General features: G+C 67.5%; 9 protein-coding genes and 2 pseudogenes. 7 read left to right on the forward strand and 4 right to left on the reverse strand.

Features of this window, described 5'->3' with window-relative positions:
- Positions 1 to 142: 142 nt before the first annotated feature.
- Together CP975_RS29420 and CP975_RS29430 are read right to left on the reverse strand one after the other, a co-directional pair.
- Positions 143 to 1,102, reverse strand: a complete 960-nt coding sequence (locus CP975_RS29420; protein ID WP_342787993.1) for an ornithine cyclodeaminase family protein — start codon at positions 1,100 to 1,102, stop codon at positions 143 to 145.
- A 532-nt stretch (positions 1,103 to 1,634) separates the two neighbouring features.
- A complete protein-coding gene (locus tag CP975_RS29430) occupies positions 1,635 to 2,807 on the reverse strand; it encodes a phospholipase D-like domain-containing protein (RefSeq protein ID WP_055530786.1) in 1,173 nt (390 codons plus the stop codon).
- A 205-nt stretch (positions 2,808 to 3,012) separates the two neighbouring features.
- Between CP975_RS29430 and CP975_RS29435 the strand changes: the two genes are divergently transcribed.
- From CP975_RS29435 to CP975_RS29455, 5 genes are all read left to right on the forward strand, one after another.
- Positions 3,013 to 3,465: an SRPBCC family protein gene (locus tag CP975_RS29435; RefSeq protein WP_055530784.1), complete on the forward strand. Its 453-nt coding sequence runs from the start codon at positions 3,013 to 3,015 to the stop codon at positions 3,463 to 3,465.
- Between the two features lie 268 nt (positions 3,466 to 3,733).
- On the forward strand, positions 3,734 to 3,946 hold the full coding sequence (locus CP975_RS29440; RefSeq protein WP_055530782.1) for a DUF6243 family protein: 213 nt from the start codon (positions 3,734 to 3,736) through the stop codon (positions 3,944 to 3,946).
- Between the two features lie 915 nt (positions 3,947 to 4,861).
- Positions 4,862 to 8,929: a LamG domain-containing protein gene (locus CP975_RS29445; protein WP_055530779.1), complete on the forward strand. Its 4,068-nt coding sequence runs from the start codon at positions 4,862 to 4,864 to the stop codon at positions 8,927 to 8,929.
- A gap of 225 nt (positions 8,930 to 9,154) precedes the next feature.
- Positions 9,155 to 16,039 carry a polymorphic toxin-type HINT domain-containing protein gene (locus tag CP975_RS29450; protein ID WP_150478006.1) on the forward strand — a complete coding sequence of 2,295 codons (6,885 nt, stop codon included), beginning with the start codon at positions 9,155 to 9,157 and terminating at the stop codon, positions 16,037 to 16,039.
- Positions 16,040 to 16,054: 15 nt separating this feature from the next.
- Entirely contained in the window at positions 16,055 to 16,306 is a 252-nt protein-coding gene (locus CP975_RS29455; RefSeq protein WP_055530775.1) for a hypothetical protein, read from the forward strand.
- 79 nt (positions 16,307 to 16,385) lie between these two features.
- Here CP975_RS29455 and CP975_RS35990 read toward each other — a convergent pair.
- A pseudogene (locus CP975_RS35990) lies at positions 16,386 to 16,813 on the reverse strand (tyrosine-type recombinase/integrase); the annotation flags it as partial.
- A gap of 249 nt (positions 16,814 to 17,062) precedes the next feature.
- On the opposite strand from CP975_RS35990, the pseudogene CP975_RS35995 reads away from it, so the two are divergent.
- Positions 17,063 to 17,197: pseudogene (locus CP975_RS35995) on the forward strand (bifunctional 3-oxoadipate enol-lactonase/4-carboxymuconolactone decarboxylase PcaDC); the annotation flags it as partial.
- A gap of 464 nt (positions 17,198 to 17,661) precedes the next feature.
- Here CP975_RS35995 and CP975_RS29470 read toward each other — a convergent pair.
- Positions 17,662 to 18,627, reverse strand: coding sequence for a restriction endonuclease (locus tag CP975_RS29470; protein ID WP_055530773.1), 966 nt, complete (start codon positions 18,625 to 18,627; stop codon positions 17,662 to 17,664).
- Positions 18,628 to 19,046: 419 nt separating this feature from the next.
- On the opposite strand from CP975_RS29470, the gene CP975_RS29475 reads away from it, so the two are divergent.
- A complete protein-coding gene (locus CP975_RS29475; RefSeq protein ID WP_055530771.1) occupies positions 19,047 to 20,201 on the forward strand; it encodes a hypothetical protein in 1,155 nt (384 codons plus the stop codon).
- Positions 20,202 to 20,389: the final 188 nt, after the last annotated feature.

Below are 20,389 nucleotides of genomic sequence, written 5' to 3' on the forward strand. Positions count from 1 at the left end.
GCCGTGCCGGCCTCGTCGTCGAGGTACGGCTGCGCGGCCGAGACATGTCGGCTCAGCCGAGACCGACCGCTCAGCCGAGACCGACCGCTCAGCCGAGACCGACCGCTCAGCCGAGGCGGACCGTGCAGCCGGGGCCGACCGCTCAGCCGAGACCGGCCCACCCCTCATAGACCGCTGCCGCCACCCCCAGATCCTCCCAGGCCATCCCCGCCGACTTGAACAGCCGCGGGCGCCCCTCCGTGGGCTTTGCCTCGCCGCGGGCAAGCGCGGCCAGCGTCCGCAGGCGGGACATGTCGAAGGTGCCTTCGGCCGCCGCGAGCACCAGGTCGCCGCACTCCCGCGCCGCCACACCGTGCGACTCCGCCACCACCGTGGCGCGGCCCACGAGGGCGGCGTCGACCTCGCGGGCGTCCGGCTCGTGGGAGCCGACCGCGGCGACCGTCGCGTGCTCGGGGAGCAGGGCGCTGTCGAAGAGCGGGGTACGCGCCGTGGTGCAGCAGCAGACCACGTCCGCGTGGGCCACGTCATCGGGCGCCGCCGCTGCCGCCGACAGACCCGCAGCGCGGCAGCGGTCGGTGAAGGCCGCGACCCGTTCCGCGTTCCGGCCGACCACGTCGACGTGCTCCAGGGAGGGCCGCACCGCCCGCACCGCCTCCACATGCCCCCACGCCTGCGGCCCCGTCCCGAAGACCAGCAGACGGCGAGCGCCGGACACGGCCAGATGCCGGACCGCGAGCCCGGACACCGCGGGGGTGCGCAGCGACGTCAGCGCGATGCCGTCCAAGAGCGCCAGGGGAGAGTGGGTCACCCCGTCCAGGAGGACGTACAGGCCCTGGATACGGGGGAGGCCCCGACCGGGATTGGCGGGTGTCACCGTGGCGAGCTTCACGCCCGTGTACGACGCGGTGGCCGACGGCATCATGAGCAGTTGACCACCGGGCACGTCCACGACACCGCGCGCGGGCTCCGCCTCCGGGTCAAGACCCGAGACGAGGACCGCTTCCAGCGCGTCGATCGCGGCGGACATGGGGAGGAGACGGGCCATGGCGGCGGCGTCGAGGTAGGGCGTGCCGGCGGAGGGGATCGGGGTCGGGTCGTTCACGGGGGCCTCGCGGGTGGTCGGTGGGCGGGGGGCTTGGATAGGCGGTTTGATCGGTTTCCTGTCCACCCGGGCCCCTCGCAACCCTCCCCACGACCGCTGTACGTGGCTCCCGCACCACGTGCTCGACGCCTCCTGGACGAGATCAACAATCCTGGTGACGGAGAAGGAACCGCTGATGGCTCTGATTCATTCAACTGACCCCGACTTTCGGGTATGCCAGCTCAGCTTCGACACGCTGTTGGCGATCCAGCTGGAAGCGGAGGAACGATCCTGGGCAACTCGGTGGTCCTCGGTGGACCCGCTCCGCAGTCAGGTCAAGGATGGCGATGTCGTCCTCCAAGCGCTGATGGGGCTCGGGGATTCGAAATCTCCATCAGAGTCTCATTCCTGACGGGTCTCTGGATCGAAGAATTCTGAAGCGCCGAGATTCTTCGCCGATGTAGGCGTGGCCGGCCCGAACACCATGACCTTGGCCTCCGGACGCCGCAGCGCCCTCCCCCCTGAGCGCATCAGCTCCCTCAAGCCTGACCCGCTACAGGAACCGGCGGATAGGGGCGACAGCCACCTCGCGTAGGCGTTGCGCGGGGGAGCGGCGTCGCCAGCGGGCCTCCTCGATGCGTTCGCTGACCTGGAGGTCTTCGTCGAAGTGGTGGTCCAGGGTGGCGGTGAAGCCCTCGTCGAGGACGGCGAGCATGACCTCTTCGTCGTGGTCGAGGGAGCGGCGGTTGAAGTTGGTGGAGCCGATCAGGGCGGCGACCCGGTCGACGGTGATGACCTTGGTGTGCATCATCGTCGGCTGGTACTGGTAGATCTTCACACCGCAGGCCAGCAGCTCGGTGTAGTGGTGCTGGCCGCCCAACTGGCAGACCCGCTTGTCGGTGTGGGGGCCCGGCAGCAGGATCTCCACCTCGACGCCGCGCCGGGCGGCCGCGCACAGCAGCTCGATGAAGTAGGCGTCGGGTGCGAAGTAGGCCGTGGCCAGGCGGAAGCGTTGCTGGGCGGATTCGAGCATGACCCGGATCAGGGTCTGCATGTCCTGCCAGCCGAAGCTGGCCGAGCCGCGCACGACCTGGACGACCGCGTCGCCCTCGGGAGTGTGGCCGGTGAAACGGTCCCGGTCGTCGAAGAGGGTGTCGTGGCACTCGGCCCAGTTCTGGGCGAAGGCGGCGGCGATGCCGTCCACCGCGGGCCCGCGCACCTGGACGTGGGTGTCGCGCCACTCGTTCTCGTTGCGGGCGTCGCCGCACCACTCCTCGGCGATGCCCACCCCGCCGGTGAACGCCGTGTGCTCGTCGACGACGAGCACCTTGCGGTGGCAGCGGTGGTTCTGTTTCAGCGGCGAGAGGTACAAGGGCTTGCGGAACCAGGCCACATCGGCCCCGGCGGCCTCCATCAGATCCAGCAGATCCTGTTCGATGAGGCGGCTGCCGAAACCGTCGAGCAGCAGCCGCACCCGCACCCCGGCGCGGGCCCGGTCGGCCAGCGCCCGCGCGAACTGGCGGGCTATCTCCCCGCGCCAGTAGACGAACGTCATCATGTCCACGGTGTGCTCGGCGCCCCGGATGGCGTCCAGCATCGCCGTGAAGATCTCGTCGCCGTTGCGCAGCGGCACCAGCGTGTTTCCCTCGGTGGCGGCGATGCCGATCAGCCGCTCCAGGCGGCGCCGCATCCGCTGCTTGCGCTCGGACGTCGTCGGAACCGCCATGGCTTCACCCTGCCGGTCGGAAACGGTCGCCCCCGCGCGTCCGGCCTCCGCCGGGGCGAGCCGACTGTACACACCGCCCACGGGCGTCCGATCAGCAGAGGTGGGAGTGAAAGCGAGGGCTCGGGGCACCCGGAGGGGGCGAGAGCGGTGCACGGCCCGGTCAGGCCGGTGCACCCGGACCCGTCCACAAGGAAAGGTGTCATCCGTGTCGCAAGTCGAAGAGTCCATCGAGGTCAACGTGCCGGTCAACACCGCGTACAACCAGTGGACCCAGTTCGAGACCTTCCCCGAGTTCATGGAGGGCGTGCAGCGGATCGAGCAGCGCGGCGACGCGCTCACCCACTGGGTGACGAAGATCGACGGGGTGGAGCGGGAGTTCGATGCCGTGATCACCGAACAGATCCCTGGCGAGCGCGTGGCGTGGACCACGGTGGAGGGAGAGGCCAAGCAGGCCGGCGTCGTCACCTTCCACCGCCTGGACGACGCGCGTACCAAGGTCATGCTGCAAATGGAGTTCGACCCCAAGGGCCTGGCCGAGACGGTCGGCGACAAGCTCGGCTTCGTCAAACGACAGGTCACCGGCGATCTGGGACGGTTCAAGACGTTCATCGAGCAGCGCGGTGGAGTGGAGACTGGTGCCTGGCGCGGCCAGATCTGACCCCACGCGCGATCTCCCGCGCGCGACCCCCATTGCCCGACCCCCAACACCTGACCCCGGGCACTCACCGAGGGCCCGGCCGATGTCCCACGGTGAGAAAATTGGTGTGCGGGACCGACGGAACCGGGTAACGTCTTGGTCATGTTCTTCCAGACGCCGATTTACGAGTGAGAGCGTGACGGGCCCCTGCTGACGTCCTTCGATGTCGCCGCGCCCGTCCCCCACCGATGAATCCGTAGATCACCGCACACCATTTCCGGGAGAACCCGTGAGCAAGAACATCAACAACCCCGTGGGCATGGGCGGCGGCAAGCGCAAGAGGCTGTCCCGCGCCGAGCGGCAGAACAACGGCCCGCACCGCAACCTCGACCGCCAGGGTGCCGCCGACCAGAAGGCGGAGCTGGTGCGCAAGATGCGCGAGAAGGTGGGCGCGGCCGAGGGCGACGCCGGGCACACGAGCGGCGACGCCGCACAGAGCTGACGCACCACCGCCTCAAGGCGGCACCGCACGGGGCAGGGCCCGGACCGCGACGCGCGGTCCGGGCCCTGTTGCCGTGCCGGGCATGGCCGGTCCCGCTCAGCTTGCTACGCGGTCGCCGTCACCCCTGCTGTACGCGGCGGTCTCGAAGGCGTTTTCCGGTTCGCTCCCGGGCGGTGGAGGCGTGGCGCCGGTCGTCCCGGGCGCCGCAGCGCCCTGGTGGCGTGAGCGCGCAACGCGGCGGAGAGGGCATCGGCGCTGGGCCGCGCGGAGGGTTCGGCCGGTGGGCAGTAGGCCCCTGGTGGTCGAACGACGCGTCCGACGAATTCCATGGTGCCTTCGGCCGTCAGCTTCGCCCGGTCGCCGGTGCGGTACGGCCGGGCGCCGGGGACACCGTGGGGATCGGGGACGAAGGACGGGCCGCCGGGCGGTGCCGGGCGCTTCTCGGCTTGGGCGTGCCCACGTCGCCACGTGGGACCGCCGGGGCTTCACAAATATGCAGCTTTCTTGCGTTTTCTGAACGTGATGAAACTGATGCCCTTGCTGGGGCAACCATGATCAACGGCACTCCGAGGTCACCCCATAGGCACCTTATGGAGGGATTGCCCCATCGATCTTTGCTTGTCGACTGCATAGTGTCGTCGCCTGATTACCCATTAAGGGAATCTTCATCTTTGTGTCTGAAACGGGTTCAGTATGTGGAGACGCGCGCACTCGCGCGGAGTTACAGGGACGCTGGCAGGGCTCTTGACCGGAGCTTTGTTGGCGGGTGCCGCACCGGCGGCGCAGGCGGTTCCGGATGTGCGAGGCGAGACGCCCACAACAACCACGGGGGAAGCGGCACCTGACGGAGCGGCGACTGCGGAAGCCGCTCAGGACGAAGCCAAGCGCACCGGCAGGCCGGTCGAAGTGACATCAATGCGCGGAGAGTCGAGCGACGTCTACGCCACAGCTGACGGGAACCTGGAAGCTCGGGAGTATGTGAGGCCCGTAAGGGCTCGGGCGGACGGTGGTTGGAAAGCTGTCGATACCGGCCTCGTGAAGGCTGCGGACGGCTCGGTGGCGCCGAAGGTGACCACGGTCGGACTGGAGTTCTCCGGCGGCGGGGACGAGCCGCTGGTGCGGATGACGAAGACCGGTCGCGAGCTCGCCCTCTCCTGGCCGGGGAAGCTGCCCGAGCCCACGCTCGACGGCAACACCGCCACGTACGAGAACGTGCTGCCGGACGTGGACCTGCGGATGGGCGCCCAGGAGGACGGATTCACCCAGCTCCTCGTCGTCAAGTCCGCCAAGGCAGCCGCCAGTCCTGGGCTCGCCGCGGTGCGTCTGAAGCTCGCGGCCGACGGCCTGGAGGTGAAGGAGACCACCGAGGGCGGGCTTGAGGCGTCGGACATGGGCGCGCAGGGAGCGGTATTCGAGGCCCCGCGTCCGATGATGTGGGACTCCAGCCAGGGCGACGCCCCGATCAGGCAGAAGGCCACCGGGTCCCGAGCCAAGGCGCTGCGCAGCGCCGCCCCGCAGCAGGACTCGGAGCCCGCAGCCGCGGAGTCCGGCAAGCTCGCGCCGGTGGGTGTGGAGGTCCCCGTGAACGGCAAGGAGCTGGTGCTCACCCCGGATGAGGACGTGCTGAAGGGCAAGGGCACGACCTATCCGGTGTTCATTGACCCGCAGTGGTCCTCGCCGCGGGCAACGGCGTGGACGATGGCGTCGAAGTACTGGGCCGACTCGCCGCAGTGGAAGTTCAACGGCGAGAACAACGCGGGCATGGGGTACTGCAATTGGTACTACTGCATGCCGCATGACACCAAGCGGCTGTTCTACCGCATCCCGGTTTCGAAGTTCGCGGGAAAGTCGATCCTGTCGGCTGAGTTCGTGGTGAAGAACACCTGGTCGGCTTCCTGCTCGGACCGCTCGGTGGAGCTGTGGCAGACCGAGGACATCTCCTCGTCGACGACGTGGAACTCGCAGAACGAACGCGGGTTCTGGAAGAAGGAGCTGTCCTCGAAGTCCTTCGCCTACGGAGCTGAAGGCTGTGCGGCCAAGGACGCGGAGTTCTCGGTGAAGTCGGCCGTGCAGGCCGCGTCCGACGACAAGGACCGGACGATGACGTTCGGTCTGCGGGCCGGCAGTGAGTCCGACGCGTACGGCTGGAAGCGGTTCTCGAACAAGGCGTTCCTGCGGGTGAAGTACAACCGTCCGCCGTCTCAGCTGAAGATGTCACAGCTGCGCATGGAGTACGGAGGCGTCTGCGCGAAGCCGGGCAGCACACCGCGGGTGAGGACGCTGGGGAAGATCCGCGCCAAGAAGGTGAAGGACCCCGACGGGGACCGTGTCTCGGTGCAGTTCCAGGCCAAGTGGGATGCCGGTAACGGCAGGACCGGGAGCTGGAAGCCCGACCGCACTTCCGCCAAGAAGTCCGGTTCCGACTTCAACATCAGCCTTCCCGGGTCGATTCCCGAGAACAAGCAGGTCAATTGGTATGCGCGGGTCTATGACGGGGCGCAGTACTCGCCGTGGTCCTACGCGGGAGACCCGACCGCCTGCTACTTCGTCCACGACACCAAGGTGCCCAAGGGGCCCTCGATCACCTCGAACGACTACCCGGCCTCCGACTCGGAGGACCCGAAGGACCCGTGGTACGACGGGGTGGGCAAGTACGGGAAGTTCGAGCTGAACGCCGCCGAGAAGGACGTGACGTCCTACCGGTACGGCATCAACGTCAACCCCAGCTCGAAGAACAAGATCACCACAACGGGCGGTGCGGCCAAGACGCTGTCGGCGCTGCCCGCCGAGGCAGGCCCGAACTTCATCACCGCGCAGTCCTTCGACGCGGCTGGTAACGGCAGTGAGATCCATACGTACGAGTTCCGGGTCAAAGCGGGCCAGCCCGACCGTGCGTCCTGGTCTCTGGATGAAGCCAAGGGAGCGAGCGAGGCCAAGGGGTCGACGCCCCCGCGCACCGCGCAGCTGCACGGCGGCGTCACGCCAGGGGCGACCGGTGTGCGCGGCTCGGCGGCCTCCTTCAACGGCACGGACGGCTACGCCGCCAGTGACCTTCCGGTCGTGGACACCAGCCGTGGCTTCGCCGTCTCGGCCTGGGCCAAGCTGTCGAAGATGCCCGAGGGCGCCGCGGTGATCGCTACCCAGCCGGGCAATCACAGCCCGGGCTTCGAGCTGTACTACACCCAGAAGTACGACCGGTGGGCGTTCAACCAGTACAAGTCCGACACCCCTGACGCGAGCATCGCCCGAGTCATGGCGGACAAGCCCGGCGGCGTCGGCGTGGACAAGTGGACGCACCTGGTGGGCTCCTACGACTCGGCGCGAGACGTCCTGGAACTGTATGTGGACGGCAAACTCGTCGGCCAGGCCGCCTACGCCGATCCATGGGAGGCCCGCCGCGGCTTCCAGCTGGGCGCCGCTTCCTACGGCGGTGCACCGTCGGCCTTCTTCCCCGGTGTGATCGACGAGGTGCAGCTGTTCGACAAGCCGCTCGCCCAGGACGAGGTCGACAAGCTGCGCGCGCACGAGACAGCAGGTGACCCCGGCCGTCCCGCGGTCGCGGTATTCGACCTGGACGAGAAGGCCGAAGCGAACGAGATCACCGGCTACGGTGGCGTGCTTCCGGCCGCGTACCAGGGCGGCGTCACCACCGGCGTGCAGGGCGTGACGGGCAAGGCGGCCAAGTTCAACGGCAGCGACGGCTACGCCCGGATCGGCAAGAACAGCGGCCCGCACGTGAACACCTCGCGCAGCTTCACCGTCTCGGCCTGGGCCAAGCTCAGCAAGAAACCGGACGGGGCAGCGATCATCACGGCACAGGCCGGGAAGAAGGCCTCCGGTTTCGAGCTGTACTACTCCTCCGCCTACGACCGGTGGGCGGTCAACCAGTACTCCGCCGACGCCGCTGACGCCAAGCCCATCCGGGCCATGCAGGCCGACGATGACCAGGCCCGCATCGGGGAATGGACCCACCTGGTGGGCGTGCACGACACTGTCGCCAACACCCTGACGCTGTACGTGAACGGAACCGAGGCCGGCACCACCGAGCTGGCCGGAGCGTTCTACGCCGATCAGTCCATGTACATCGGCGCCGGCTCCTACGACGGGCAGGTCAAGAGCCACTTCCCCGGCACCATCGATGAGGTGCGCCTGCTGGACCGGCCCGTCTCGGCCGAGGAGGTGCGGCAGATGTTCAAGCAGCGCCCGCTGGTCAAGGGCCGCTGGAACTTCGAAACAGTGACCGGCGCCGACCCGGCCAGCACACCGGACTCCTCCGACGAAGACCGGCCGCTGAAGCTTCACGGAGGCGCCAAGGCCGGCGAAGGCATGGTCGACGAGCACGGTCTTGATCTGAATGGCACCAACGGGTACGCGGCTGCCAACGGGGTGCCGATGGGCACCAGCACCAGCTACACCGTGACCGCCTGGGCCAAGGCGGCCGCGCTCCCCAAGCGCCAGGTCGCGCTCCTGAGTGCGGAAGGCAGCCGACAGAGCGCGTTCACCGTGCGCTTCGTGCCCGCCAAGTCCGGCAAGAGGGGCCTTGAGGGTATGGGGCGCTGGGAGCTGGCCATCCCGGACAAGGACGACTCCGACCCCTCGGTCGAAAGCGTCGCCAACACCGAGTTCACCGATGCGACGGACTGGAATCACCTGGCGGTCGTCTACGACGGTTTCACCAACGAGGTCCGTCTGTATGTGAACGGCGCGCTGCAAGAAGAAGCGTGCGGCGATGCCGACGGTGACGGCGAGGCTGATGAGTCCGGCTGCCAGGACCTCATCTCGAGCGCGGAGGACACGCTGGCCTTCAAGGCGACCAAGTCGTTCCAAGTCGGCCGCACCAAGACGGACGGCACCTGGGGCGAGTACTTCCCTGGAACCGTCGACGACGTGTGGAGCTTCCAGGGCGCCCTGTCCCAGGCCCAGATCCAGCGACTGGAGAGCCGCTGGGCCGACGTGCCCACCGAGGTCCCCACGGACGACTGAGCCGACCGCTCACGTGGTGGGCCCCGGTGCCGGGGCCCACCACCCGTACTCCACTTCTGTACCTGTTCAACGTCACCGACCCTGCCCGCATGCGACGGGCAGTCAGGCATGCCGTCCTACCGGCGGCACATAAGGGATCTGAATCACTTGATGAACGGCATATCCAGACCACGCCGTGGCCGCAAGGGGCTGAGGCGAAGAGTGGCAGTGGCTGTGTCCGCCGTGATGGTGGGCACGCTGCTACAAGCAGCCACCACTTCCACGGCGACCGCTGACAGCGGCGGACGCCCCGGTCTTCCCGCGGCGGAGAAGCCTGTCAAGGGCCGCGACGGTGCCCGGGCCGAACCGCGCAGGACAGACCACGGGCCGACGACGCCCGCACGGAAGCCGAAGGCCGCCTGGCCGCGCCCCGGCTCCGCCGTGGTGACCGTCCCGGATGCCGCACCGAAGGCCGCCGGCGCACCGAAGCGGGCCAAGGGCCTGCCGCTGTCCGTCGGCGCTCCGAAGGCTGCTGCTGCCCGCTCCGCCGGCCGTAGCGCCACCAAGCCCCGTTCCGCCGCGCGTGGCGGGGTCGATGCCCGGGTGCTGAGCCGGAAGGCAGCCGAACGCGCAGGTGTGAACGGCCTGTTGTTCACCCTCGAATCCGGGGGAGGCAAGGCCGACAAGGCCGGCACCGTCCAGACGAAGGTCGACTACTCCAGCTTCGCCGAGGCCTTCGGCGGCGGTTATGCCTCCCGCCTCACCCTGGTCGAGTTGCCCAGCTGCGCCCTCGAAGCGCCCTCGAAGGACAAGTGCCGCACCGGTAAGCCGGTCCGCACGGTCAACGACACCGAGAAGCAGACCCTGACCGCGAACGCGGTCACCCTGCGCGCCTCCGGCCCGACCGTGCTGGCAGCGGTCGCCGAGGAGGGCGGGAAGAACAGTGACTACAAGGCGACCTCGCTGTCCCCGTCGGCGCAGTGGGACACGGATCTGCGTACCGGTGACTTCTCCTGGTCGTACGACATGCCGGTACCGGAAGTACCGGGCGATCTGAAGCCGAACGTGGGCCTGTCGTACTCCTCGGGCTCGATGGACGGACGCACCGGCAACACGAACAACCAGGCTTCCTGGGTCGGTGACGGGTTCGATCTGTGGCCCGGCTACATCGAGCGCCGCTACAAGGGGTGCGCCGATGACGGGCAGAAGAACGCGGACGGCAACAAGCCCGGTGACCAGTGCTGGGACTACGACAACGCGTTCATCACGTTCAACGGCAAGGGCGGCGAGCTCGTCCCGGTCGGGGATGACGAGTTCAAGTTCCAGCAGGACGACGGCAGCCGCATCAAGAAGCTCTCGTCCACCAGCCGCGGCAACGGGGACAACGACGGTGAGTACTGGCGTCTGACCAACCCGGACGGTGTGCGGTACTACTTCGGCTACAACCGTCTGCCGGGATGGAAGGACGGCAAGGCCACCACCGACTCGGCGTGGACGGTGCCGGTCTTCGGCAACGACAGCAGCGAGCCCTGCCACAAGGACTCTTTCGCCGAGTCCTGGTGTCAGCAGGCATGGCGCTGGAACCTCGACTACGTCGTCGACCCGCGTGGCAATGCCATCGCCTACTACTACGACGAGGAGAAGAACTCCTACGGTCGCAACCTCAAGGCCGAGGACGACACTCCCTACACGCGCGGCGGCTCCCTGGAGCACATCGAGTACGGCCTGAAGTCCTCCTCCATGTACGGCGACAAGCCGCTGGCCAAGGTCGACTTCACCACGGCGGAGCGGTGCATCGTCGACAGCAAGACGGACTGCAAGGACATCGAGAAGGACGCCTTCTACTGGTACGACACGCCGTGGGACCTGAACTGCAAGGCGGGCAGCAAGTGCGACAAGGGCCGCCTGGCCCCGTCCTTCTTCACCCGTAAACGACTGACGGGTGTGACCACCCAGGTCCTCAAGGGCGACGCCTACAGCAAGGTCGACTCCTGGAAGCTGCGTCACCGCTGGGGCAAGGCCGATGTCGACTACCAGCTGCTGCTCGGTTCCATCGAGCGCACGGGCCACACCGCCGAGCCCGCCGTGACGCTGCCGCGGACCACTTTCTCCTACACCCAGCTCGAAAATCGCCTGGACAAGATCGGCGACGGATACGCCCCGTTCATCAAGGACCGTCTGGCTACGGTCGCTGACGAGTCCGGTGGCCAGATCGACGTCGATTACTCGGCCCCGGCGTGCAAGTGGGACGCGCTGCCCACTCCGCACTCCAACACCACCCGCTGTTTTCCCCAGTACATCGGCGGGGACTCGGGGGACGACCCCGAGAAGCAGTGGTTCAACAAGTACGTGGTCACTTCCACGACCACTACCGACCGCACCGGCGGCGCACCGGACGCCGTCACGACGTACGACTACCTGGGTGACGCGGCCTGGCACTACGACGATGACGACGGCCTGACGAAGAAGAGGTTCAAGACCTGGTCCCAGTGGCGCGGCTACGGCCACGTCCGTGTGAAGACGGGTGGCCAGGGCGGCGGCGACGCGCTGAAGACGCAGGAGGACTCCTACTTCCTGCGTGGCATGGACGGCGACCGCAAGGAACCCTCCGGCGGCACCAAGTCCGTCGACGTCGCGCTCGGCGACGACGAGGGCGAGCCGATCACCGACCACGAGTCCGCAGCCGGTGTCGAGTACAAGACCGTCACCTACTCCGGCCCGGGCGGCAAGGCGCTGTCCAAGACGGTGAACCGCCCCTGGCGCCACCAGACGGCGAAGAAGGTGCGTGACTGGGGCACGGTGACCGCCAACCTCACCGGTGTCTCCCACTCCAAGAGCTGGACCTCGCTGGACGACGGCGCGGGCAAGGACTGGCGCACCACGTCCGTTGCGACGGAGTACGACACCGCCGCGGGCCGCCCCGTGCAGGTCGACGACCGTGGTGACAGCACCACGGCTTCCGACAACCAGTGCACCCGCACCACGTATGCCACCAACACCGACAAGAACATCCTGATGCTGCCGTCGCGCGTGGAGACGGTCACGGGCGCGTGCGCCGACACACCGGACCGCGCCAAGGACGTCGTCTCCGATGTGCGGACCGCCTACGAGGGCGGTGCGTATGGTGAGGCTCCCACCAAGGGTGATGCCACGGCGACCGCCACGTTGAAGAAGCACGACGGCTCCAAGGCCACCTATCTGGAGTCCGGCGCGACGTTCGACGACTACGGCCGTCAGCTGACGGCTACCGACCTGACCGCTGATGTCACCGTCACCGGCAACGGCGACCCTGTCCGTAGTGTGCGCAAGGACGGCCGTACCACCACGACGAGCTACAGCCCGGCCACCGGCTTCGCGGCCAAGGTCACCGAGACGACGCCCCCGGCGAAGGCCGCCGATCCCGACTCGGCGCAGACTTCGGTCACCGAACTGGAGCCGCTGCGTGGCCAGTCGCAGGCCACGGTGGACACCAACGGCAAGCGCACCGAGCTGAGCTACGACGCGCTCGGCCGCTCGTCCAAGGTGTGGCTGCCCGACCGCCGCACCAGCCAGACCCCGAGCTACGAGTTCACGTACTTCGTCGACGAAGGCAAGCCGGTCGCGGTCCGTACCCAGACCCTGAACAACAACGGCGGCCAGGTCCCCTCGTACACGATCTACGACGGCTTCCTGCGCGAGCGCCAGACCCAGGCGGTCGGCCCGGACGGCGGCCGCGTCCTCTCCGACACCTTCTACGACGAACGCGGCCTGACCGCCAAGACGTTCGCCCCCTACTACACCGAGGGCAACCCGAACCGCGACCTGTTCAAGCCGGAAGACGCGCTGAGCGTCGAGTCCCAGACCCGCACCACCTACGACGGCCTGGGCCGCCCGGTCCAGCTGCGTCAGATCGCCGGCAACGGCGACGGCGGCAAGGTCCTGGCCACCACCAGGACCATCTACGGCGGCGATCGCACCACGATCATCCCGCCCGAAGGTGACACAGCCACCACCACACTCACCGACGCACGTGACCGCACCACAGAACTGCGCCAACACCACACGCGCAGCGGCACCGCGGATTACGACACCACGAAGTACGCGTACACGCCGCGCGGTGAACTGGCGAAGGTGACGGATCCGGCCGGCAACTCCTGGTCGTACGACTATGACCAGATGGGCCGTCAGACGAGCACCGACGACCCGGACAAGGGCAAGACGACCACCACGTACGACGACCGCGGCCAGGTCACCAAGACCGAAGACGCCCGCAAGACCGTCCTGTCCCACATCTACGACAACCTCGGCCGCAAGACCGAGCTCCGTGAGGGCAGCCCCACCGGGGAACTGCGCGCGAAGTGGGTCTACGACACCCTCGGCGGAGCCAAGGGCCAGCTGGCCGAGTCCACGCGCTACGTGGACGGGGCCGCGTACACGTCCAAGGTCACCATGCTCGACTCCCTCTACCGGCCGATGAAGTCCGCCGTGGTGATCCCCGAGAAGGAAGGCGCGCTGGCCGGCACGTACCAGACCGGCACCCAGTACCTGCCCTCCGGCCTCGTCGGAGGCGTGAGCTACTCCAAGGCGGGCTCCCTGCCCGGCGGCAGCTACAACACCACCTATGACAAGGAGACCCTGCGCCCCCTGTCCGTCCTGGGCGACGGCTTCAAGGCCGACACCAGCTACTCGTTGACGGGCAAACCGCTCCAGTACACGCTCGGTGCCTCGGGTGGGAAGAAGATCTGGGCCACCAACACCTACGAGTGGGGCACCCAGCGCCTGGCCACCTCCCGCGTCGACCGCGAGGACCAGCCGGGCGTCGACCAGCACGACACCTACCGCTACGACGAGGCGGGCAACGTCCTGTCCGTCTCGGACGTCTCGCGCACCGGTACCGACACCCAGTGCTTCAACTACGACTACCTGCGCCGTATCACGGAGGCGTGGGCCCAGGGCGACAAGACCTGTGGCACCACCCCGGCCGGTGACAAGATCGGCGGCCCGGCCCCGTACTGGCACTCCTACACCTACGACAAGGCAGGCAACCGCCTCACCGAAACCCTCCACGACACCAGCGGCGCCACCGGCGACAAGGCCAAGGACACCGAGCGCACCTACGAGTACCCCAAGCCGGGTACCGCGCAGCCGCACACTCTGACCTCGGTCACCACTCAGCAGCCCGGTGGAACCGCCACCAAGGACTCCTACGGCTACGACGCGACCGGGAACACCACAGCCCGCACCCTGCGCGGGGACACCCAGAAGCTGACCTGGGACGCCGAGGGCCACCTGGCCGAAGTCACCGAACCGGACGCCAGTGGCAACAGCAAGGCCAAGACCAAGGCCAAGGTCAAGACCAAGGCCAGCAAGACCACGGAGTACCTCTACGACACCGACGGCAACCGCCTGATCGCCCGCACTCCGACGGAGACCACCCTCTACCTCGGCCACACCGAAGTCACCCTCCCCAAGGGCGCCTCGAAGGCCAAGGCCACCCGCTACACCCCTCTGGGAGGCGGACACGAGGCCGTCACCGCTGACGACGGCACGGTCACCTTCACCACCGCCGATCACCAGGGCACCGGCCAGCTCTCCGTCGCCGCAGCGGACCTGAAGCTCAACCAGCGCCGCACGCTGCCCTTCGGTGGCCCGCGCGGCGAGCAGCCCAAGGCCTGGCCCGGCACGAAGACGTTCGTCGGCGGCACCGACGACACGACCTCCACCGGCCTGATCCACCTCGGAGCCCGCGAGTACGACCCCACCACCGGCCGCTTCATCTCCGTCGACCCACTCATGGACCTGACGGATCCGCAGCAGATGAACGGCTACGCCTACGGCAACAACAGTCCGCTGGTGTACTCCGACGCAACGGGCATGTTCTCGATGTCCGGCGTGATCGGTCTGATGCGGTCGGCGAAGAAGCTCTACAACAAGGCCGTCTCCTACTATCGCTCCCAGCGCTCGGACAGCAACGCCAGCCCCAGCTTCGGCGGGGGCGGCGGCAGAAACATCGGCGGAGGCTACTGGGGCGGCAGCGGGTCCGCCAGCAACGCCCTGTACACCGGCGGCGGTGGCGGCCGGATGACCCAGACGGAGTTCGGGCTCCCCTTCAATCCGATCCCCTTCCCCAAACCGCCCACGCCGAAGCAGTTCTTCAGCGACCTGACGGATCTGGTCACTCCTGACGTCGATGCGGCAAAGGGATGCTGGGACGAGCCCGGAGCCAACTGGGACTGTGGCTCTACCGCCGCGGAGGTTTTCCCGTTCGGCAAGATATTCAAGGCGCCGGCCAAGGCCTTGGCGAAGGCGCTCAAGAAGGCGAAGAGGGCAGAGGGATCAGCAGGGAGAGCCGGTAAGGGCGTATCCCGCGGCTGCAAGTGCTTCCTGGCCGGCACCGACGTCCTGATGGCCGACGGTTCGACCAAGAACATCGAGAAGGTCGAACTCGGCGACAAGGTCCTGGCGACCGACCCGGAGACCGGCGAGACCAGCGAACGCGAAGTCACCGCGACTATCGTCACCGACGACGACAAGCAGTTCACCGAACTCACCATCTCCACCCCTGACGGCCCTGAAAAACTGACCGCCACCTACGAGCACCCCTTCTGGTCGGTCAACCAGAAGGCCTGGGTCGAGGCCGGAGACCTCAAGCCGGGCGCGACCCTGCGCACGGACGACGGCCGCACGGTCACCGTGGCCGCCACTCGCCAGTACGGGGACCACCAGCGCACCTATAACCTCACCATTGCGGGGCTGCATACGTACTATGTGCTGGCGGGGGAGACGCCGGTCCTCGTTCACAACAGCAACTGCTCGATCGATGTTGATTTCGCATCGCAGTCGGGGGCCAAGATCGACCCTTCGGACAAGCGCGGCCAATACAGCATGGCTGGGCGGGCGCTCCAGAAGCATGCAGGGCGCAACGGGAACCCGAATGGATGGCCAACGCCGTCCGGGAGGCAGAACCCCGGCACATGGAACGCAACTGGCCAGGACATGCTGGATGAGATCCTCACTCATCCGGGCGCGGCGGAGACGCGCGGGCGAGGGCGAATTGGAGGACAGTGGCAAGACGTCGTCGATATTCGCCTGCCGAACGGTCTTGGGGCACGCTTCACCCCAGGCGGCAGCTTCTCCGGATTCTTGGACTGAGGGGAGGAGGAGAAGATGCGCACAGTGAAGTTCGGTGAGTCGGAGATCGAAGTGATCGACTTCGAAGATGCCACTGCTGGGGAGCGGGTGATCGAGTTCCGCTATCGCGGCGACCCGACGGAGGCTTCCTTCGCCGCGATCGTCGTTCCGGACGGTGGGAGCTGGTCGTCAGCTCTACTGGCCATTGATCCGCAGGCGGGCGATGTCTCGGCTCCGCTGATGGCGGACCTCATGGAAGTTGCTCGCAGCCTGATCGAAGCGAGGTAACTTCCGCAAATTTGAAGCCCCGTCAGGCGTGTCCTGGCGGGGCTTTTGCGTGGGGTGACGGCAGTAGTTGACGGCAACGTCAGCGGACGAGCGGGGCGCAGGGCGGTGGTTCGTCGTCGTTGTTGCCTACAGCGCCGAGGCCCGTCAGGCCGTCAAGGGCGGTGCCGAGAGTATCGATGGCCTGGCGCTGGAGGCGAGTCGGACGTGGGCGTAGACGCTGACGGTGACGCCGATGTGGGCGTGGCCGAGAAGTTCCTTGATCACGACGAGTACGACGCCCTGTTCCAGGAGCAGCGTGGCGGTCGAGTGTCGGAGGTCGTGGAAGCGGATCGTCCGGAGCCCTGCGCTGTGGAGGTGGAGGCGGCGGGTGAGGTTGGTGGGGTCGAGCGGCTGGCCGAGGTGGATCTTGACGGAGCTGATGCATTCGGTGGGGAGGGCGATGCGGCGTTCAGAGGCGAGGGTCTTGGTGTTCAGGACGGTCAGGCGCTGGGTGCGCGTGGGCCGGAGGGGCGGGGGCTCCGCCTTCCGCGGCTCGCGGGCCACTCGGGATGCATGACGCATGGTGGCCAGCCGCGCGGAGCTGGCTCCCGGCGGCCTTCGGGCGGGACAGTCGGCCAGTGGCGGCGATGCCGTGGCATTCTGCCTCCGGAATCGGTGCGCACCGCCCGGTCCTGTCGGGACTGTACGGCGTCGTCCCTAAATGCCACGCAGCCGGAAGCCCCACCTGGTCAGGACCACGGAACCAGCCCCCCGCTCATAGGGGCGTCCATGACAGATGAGAGGGTCAGGCGAGTGAGTGAGACACCGATGAACACCCTGCAATACCGCTTTGACGGGCCAGAAGACGCCCCGGTCCTGATCCTGGGTGCCTCACTGGGTACCACCTGGCACAGGTAGGCGAATGCGTCTCGTGGCGTCTAGGTAGTCCAGGTCGGGAGTGTTTGCCCTGCTTGGGTCCTTGTGGTTCAGGTGCGTCGACGCTGTTGGTGACTCGCGTGTGACTGCTGTGACTGATGTGGACCCCTGTCGGCTTGTATCCGCGGCGGTCCCTCGTGCGTCAGGTTTAGGCTAGGAACGCGCTCGACACGCTCGGCCCGGATCCTGGCGAGGCCGTTGCACCGCTTCCTGTGGTCGGGCGTGCCTCTGATTGCCTGCTCGACTTCCTCGTGGGCGCTCGTGTCGCGTCTGGCGTCCAGGTGCGCCCGTCTGCCGAAGTCGGTACAGCCCCAGCCCTGGTCAGCTGCAGGTCGGCCCCGGATGACCAGGTGTCACAACGGCTGGGGTCCGAGCCCCGCTCCGGCGGTGGCTGGCGCAGTGACGCGCACGTGAAGTCTTGCTCCTGGGTCAGGGGTGATTCAGAAGTCGGTGCCCAGCACGGCGAGGGGGCGCCGGTCGAGCTGAGCGATGCGGACCTTCTCGCGCAGCCAGTGTGCGACTTCACCTTCCTGTTCGAGCAGGAGGACGAGTTCTCGTAGTTCACCGAGAACGATCACTCGCTGGTTCAGGGCCCGCTCGCTTTCCTTGATCGCCGGCCCGGCGAACCCGGAGGCCGATATGAACAGCGCGCGGACTTCCGAACGTCCGTAGACCCGAACGAGGTGGCGGCTCATTGCGTTGATCTCGACGGGTTCACCCCGCCACTTGATTTCCACGAGGTACTGGGCCCCGTCCATTTCCAGCGCGCCGTCGATCTGCTCGGCCACATGGCCGTCCTCGTCACGCAGGAGGAAGGATTCCCTGATCAGGACCCCCTCGGCCTTGAACACATCGTTCAGTACGTCTTCGAGGGCGGTGCCCCGCTTCCGCGGGTCCGCTTCGTCGAAGAGTTTGGCGAGTCGGCCGCGAAGTGCTTGAAACTCCGCGCGCCGCCGAGCCAGACGTTCCGACTCGGCGGTGCGTGCCGCGAAGCGTGCTGCCCGTTCATCGTCACGCGCCTGGCTCATCCTGGTGAATGAGTCCTTGACGTTCACCAGGCTTCGCACGTTTGCCTGCAACCCTTGTGCCGGTAGTCGATCGTCCGGCCGCAGTGTGGAGAAGTCCTCGAACTCGATCGCCCGCTTGAGCAGCTCTCGTCGAACCCCCAGGCCGGCGTCGCCTTGCTCGTTGATCTGGCTGAGCACGGTACGAACAATCTTGTATTTGCTAATCGTTGATCTGTCAGCGGCGAGCTGCTGCCGGTGTGCGGCGAGCAGCTGCTCACTGACGCCCGCTCCGCGCAAGAACCCGAGGACTCCGTCCTTGCTTCGGCTCAGCCGTGGCACCAGCTCGATCAGAAGCTCCAACAGCTCGGGAGGCCAGTGGTAGGCGTCATCGTGGGCCATTCGATATCCGCACCTTCACGTTGCAGCCGTTTCGCAGGCCCTTGCGGCCTGCGCTCGATCGGAACAGCGCATCCTTCAAACCTGATTGTGCAGCGCGCGTATCAACTTGACCCCGGTTTCACGCGATAGAAGACGTCCAGCTCGCGCACTATCGGCCCCTCGTTCCGTGGAAGGTGCAGACAGCTGTCACGGGCACGGACACATACGGCCTGGCCTTTGTCGAGGGCGTCGACCGTGATCCCTGTCGGCAGCTCGCCCTTGAACATCGGGCCTACCGGTTCGTCCTGAGCGTGCACGATGCCGCGCGTGCCCAAACGTCGGCCGCGGCCCCGGGCCTTGGACTACCGGATCACGTTTGGGGGAATGCCCCGGATGTCTAGCGGCTCGGTGCGGTCATGTAGCGGGGGGAGGAGGCCGAAGTGCCGAACAGGTACGTGAAACTCGCGGGGTTCGACCGAGACCTGGACTTGACCAAGCCGGATCTTGGAGTGGCAGGCGGGGCCGTGCTCCTGGAACGCTTGTTGGCAGACCGCCGATTGCCCGTAGCCGTGCGCGGTCTCACATGTGCGGAGATCTGCGAAACACTGGGCTACACGGAGCCGATGTACCTGTACCGGCGGAGGGGCCGGGTGGTCGCCTCACACACCCGCAGCGACGCACAGGACCGGCACCGCGGTGGTGGGGAGTCGGATGAGCACAAGGCGTACAAGGAGAGGGCGGTCCGCGCGGCGGAGGAAGGCGGCCACCATGCGACGGCGGAGCGGGCGAGCAGAGACCGGAAGATTCGCAGCGACGTCCTGATACGGGGAGCGAACGGTGTCCTGCTGGGCTTCGAGTCGCAACTGTCTCCAGTCAACCCACGGGAGATCGCAGCGCGGGACGCAGCTGCCCGCAGGGCGGGGCTGGTGGACGCGTGGCAGACGGATAGCCGGGCACTGGCGGAGGCACTGGTGGTGCCGTGGCTGCGCACGGACAAGCTGCCCTTCGAGCTGATCGTTCGGCGTGACAGCCCGCTCCCGTTCCGCGGTGGTGTCCGACGGATCGATTTGGTGCGCTGCGATGAGCGGTTCCCGGGGCCGTGTCCGCGGAAAGGGACTGGGAAGTGCGGGAGGTGGCATCCGACGACTCGGCCGGCGGAGGTTCCCTTCGACTCGTTCATTCGGGAGGCGGCGTCGGGGCTGTACGTGCGGGCGACGGTGAAGGTGAAGCGGACGGCCTTCGAGTTCTGGACCCCGGCGGCGGACCATGCCGCCTTCCGCGATGCGACCGCGGGGGAACCGCCGTCCGGCGTCGCGTACCCGCGGCGGGCGAAGAACGTGATGGGCGAGGGCGATCCAACATGCCGAGTGCGAACCCCGGCAGTGGACAACGCACATGATGTCCCGCTAGCGGACATTCCGGGTCCGCGCGTACCGCGATCCAAGTTGGCTGGTACTCCCACTGCTGCAGGGTCGGCGCTGTATCGGGGGCAGTGCGGAGCCGGAGTGACGAAGTGTGGGGCCCCTGCACGGTTCTACGCATGCGGGTGGCGGTGCGACAGACACCGGCCCGGGGCTACTGGAAGCGAGATCTGAGCATGTGGCCTGGTGCGGCTTTAGGATCCTCGTGACCCGGGAGCGCCGCATGCCGTTCGCATCCTTCTGCCCGCCGCGGAACGCGCTGTGAGTGCTGTGGTGTTCTCGTCCGCCGGGCAGCTTCTGGTCGGCGTGGTCATGGGCGGCACCGTGCGCGTGTCTTGAGAATGATCCGACGCTTCTTTTGT

Source organism: Streptomyces alboniger (genome assembly GCF_008704395.1).
Taxonomy (GTDB): domain Bacteria; phylum Actinomycetota; class Actinomycetes; order Streptomycetales; family Streptomycetaceae; genus Streptomyces; species Streptomyces alboniger.

What these genes read in the sequence shown, in the direction of transcription:
- CP975_RS29430 (WP_055530786.1), bottom strand. Translation starts at nt 2,807, where the DNA reads ATGGCGGTTCCGACGACGTCCGAGCGCAAGCAGCGGATGCGGCGCCGC.
- CP975_RS29445 (WP_055530779.1), top strand. Translation starts at nt 4,862, where the DNA reads ATGCGCGGAGAGTCGAGCGACGTCTACGCCACAGCTGACGGGAACCTG.
- CP975_RS29450 (WP_150478006.1), top strand. Translation starts at nt 9,155, where the DNA reads ATGGTGGGCACGCTGCTACAAGCAGCCACCACTTCCACGGCGACCGCT.
- CP975_RS29455 (WP_055530775.1), top strand. Translation starts at nt 16,055, where the DNA reads ATGCGCACAGTGAAGTTCGGTGAGTCGGAGATCGAAGTGATCGACTTC.
- CP975_RS29470 (WP_055530773.1), bottom strand. Translation starts at nt 18,627, where the DNA reads ATGGCCCACGATGACGCCTACCACTGGCCTCCCGAGCTGTTGGAGCTT.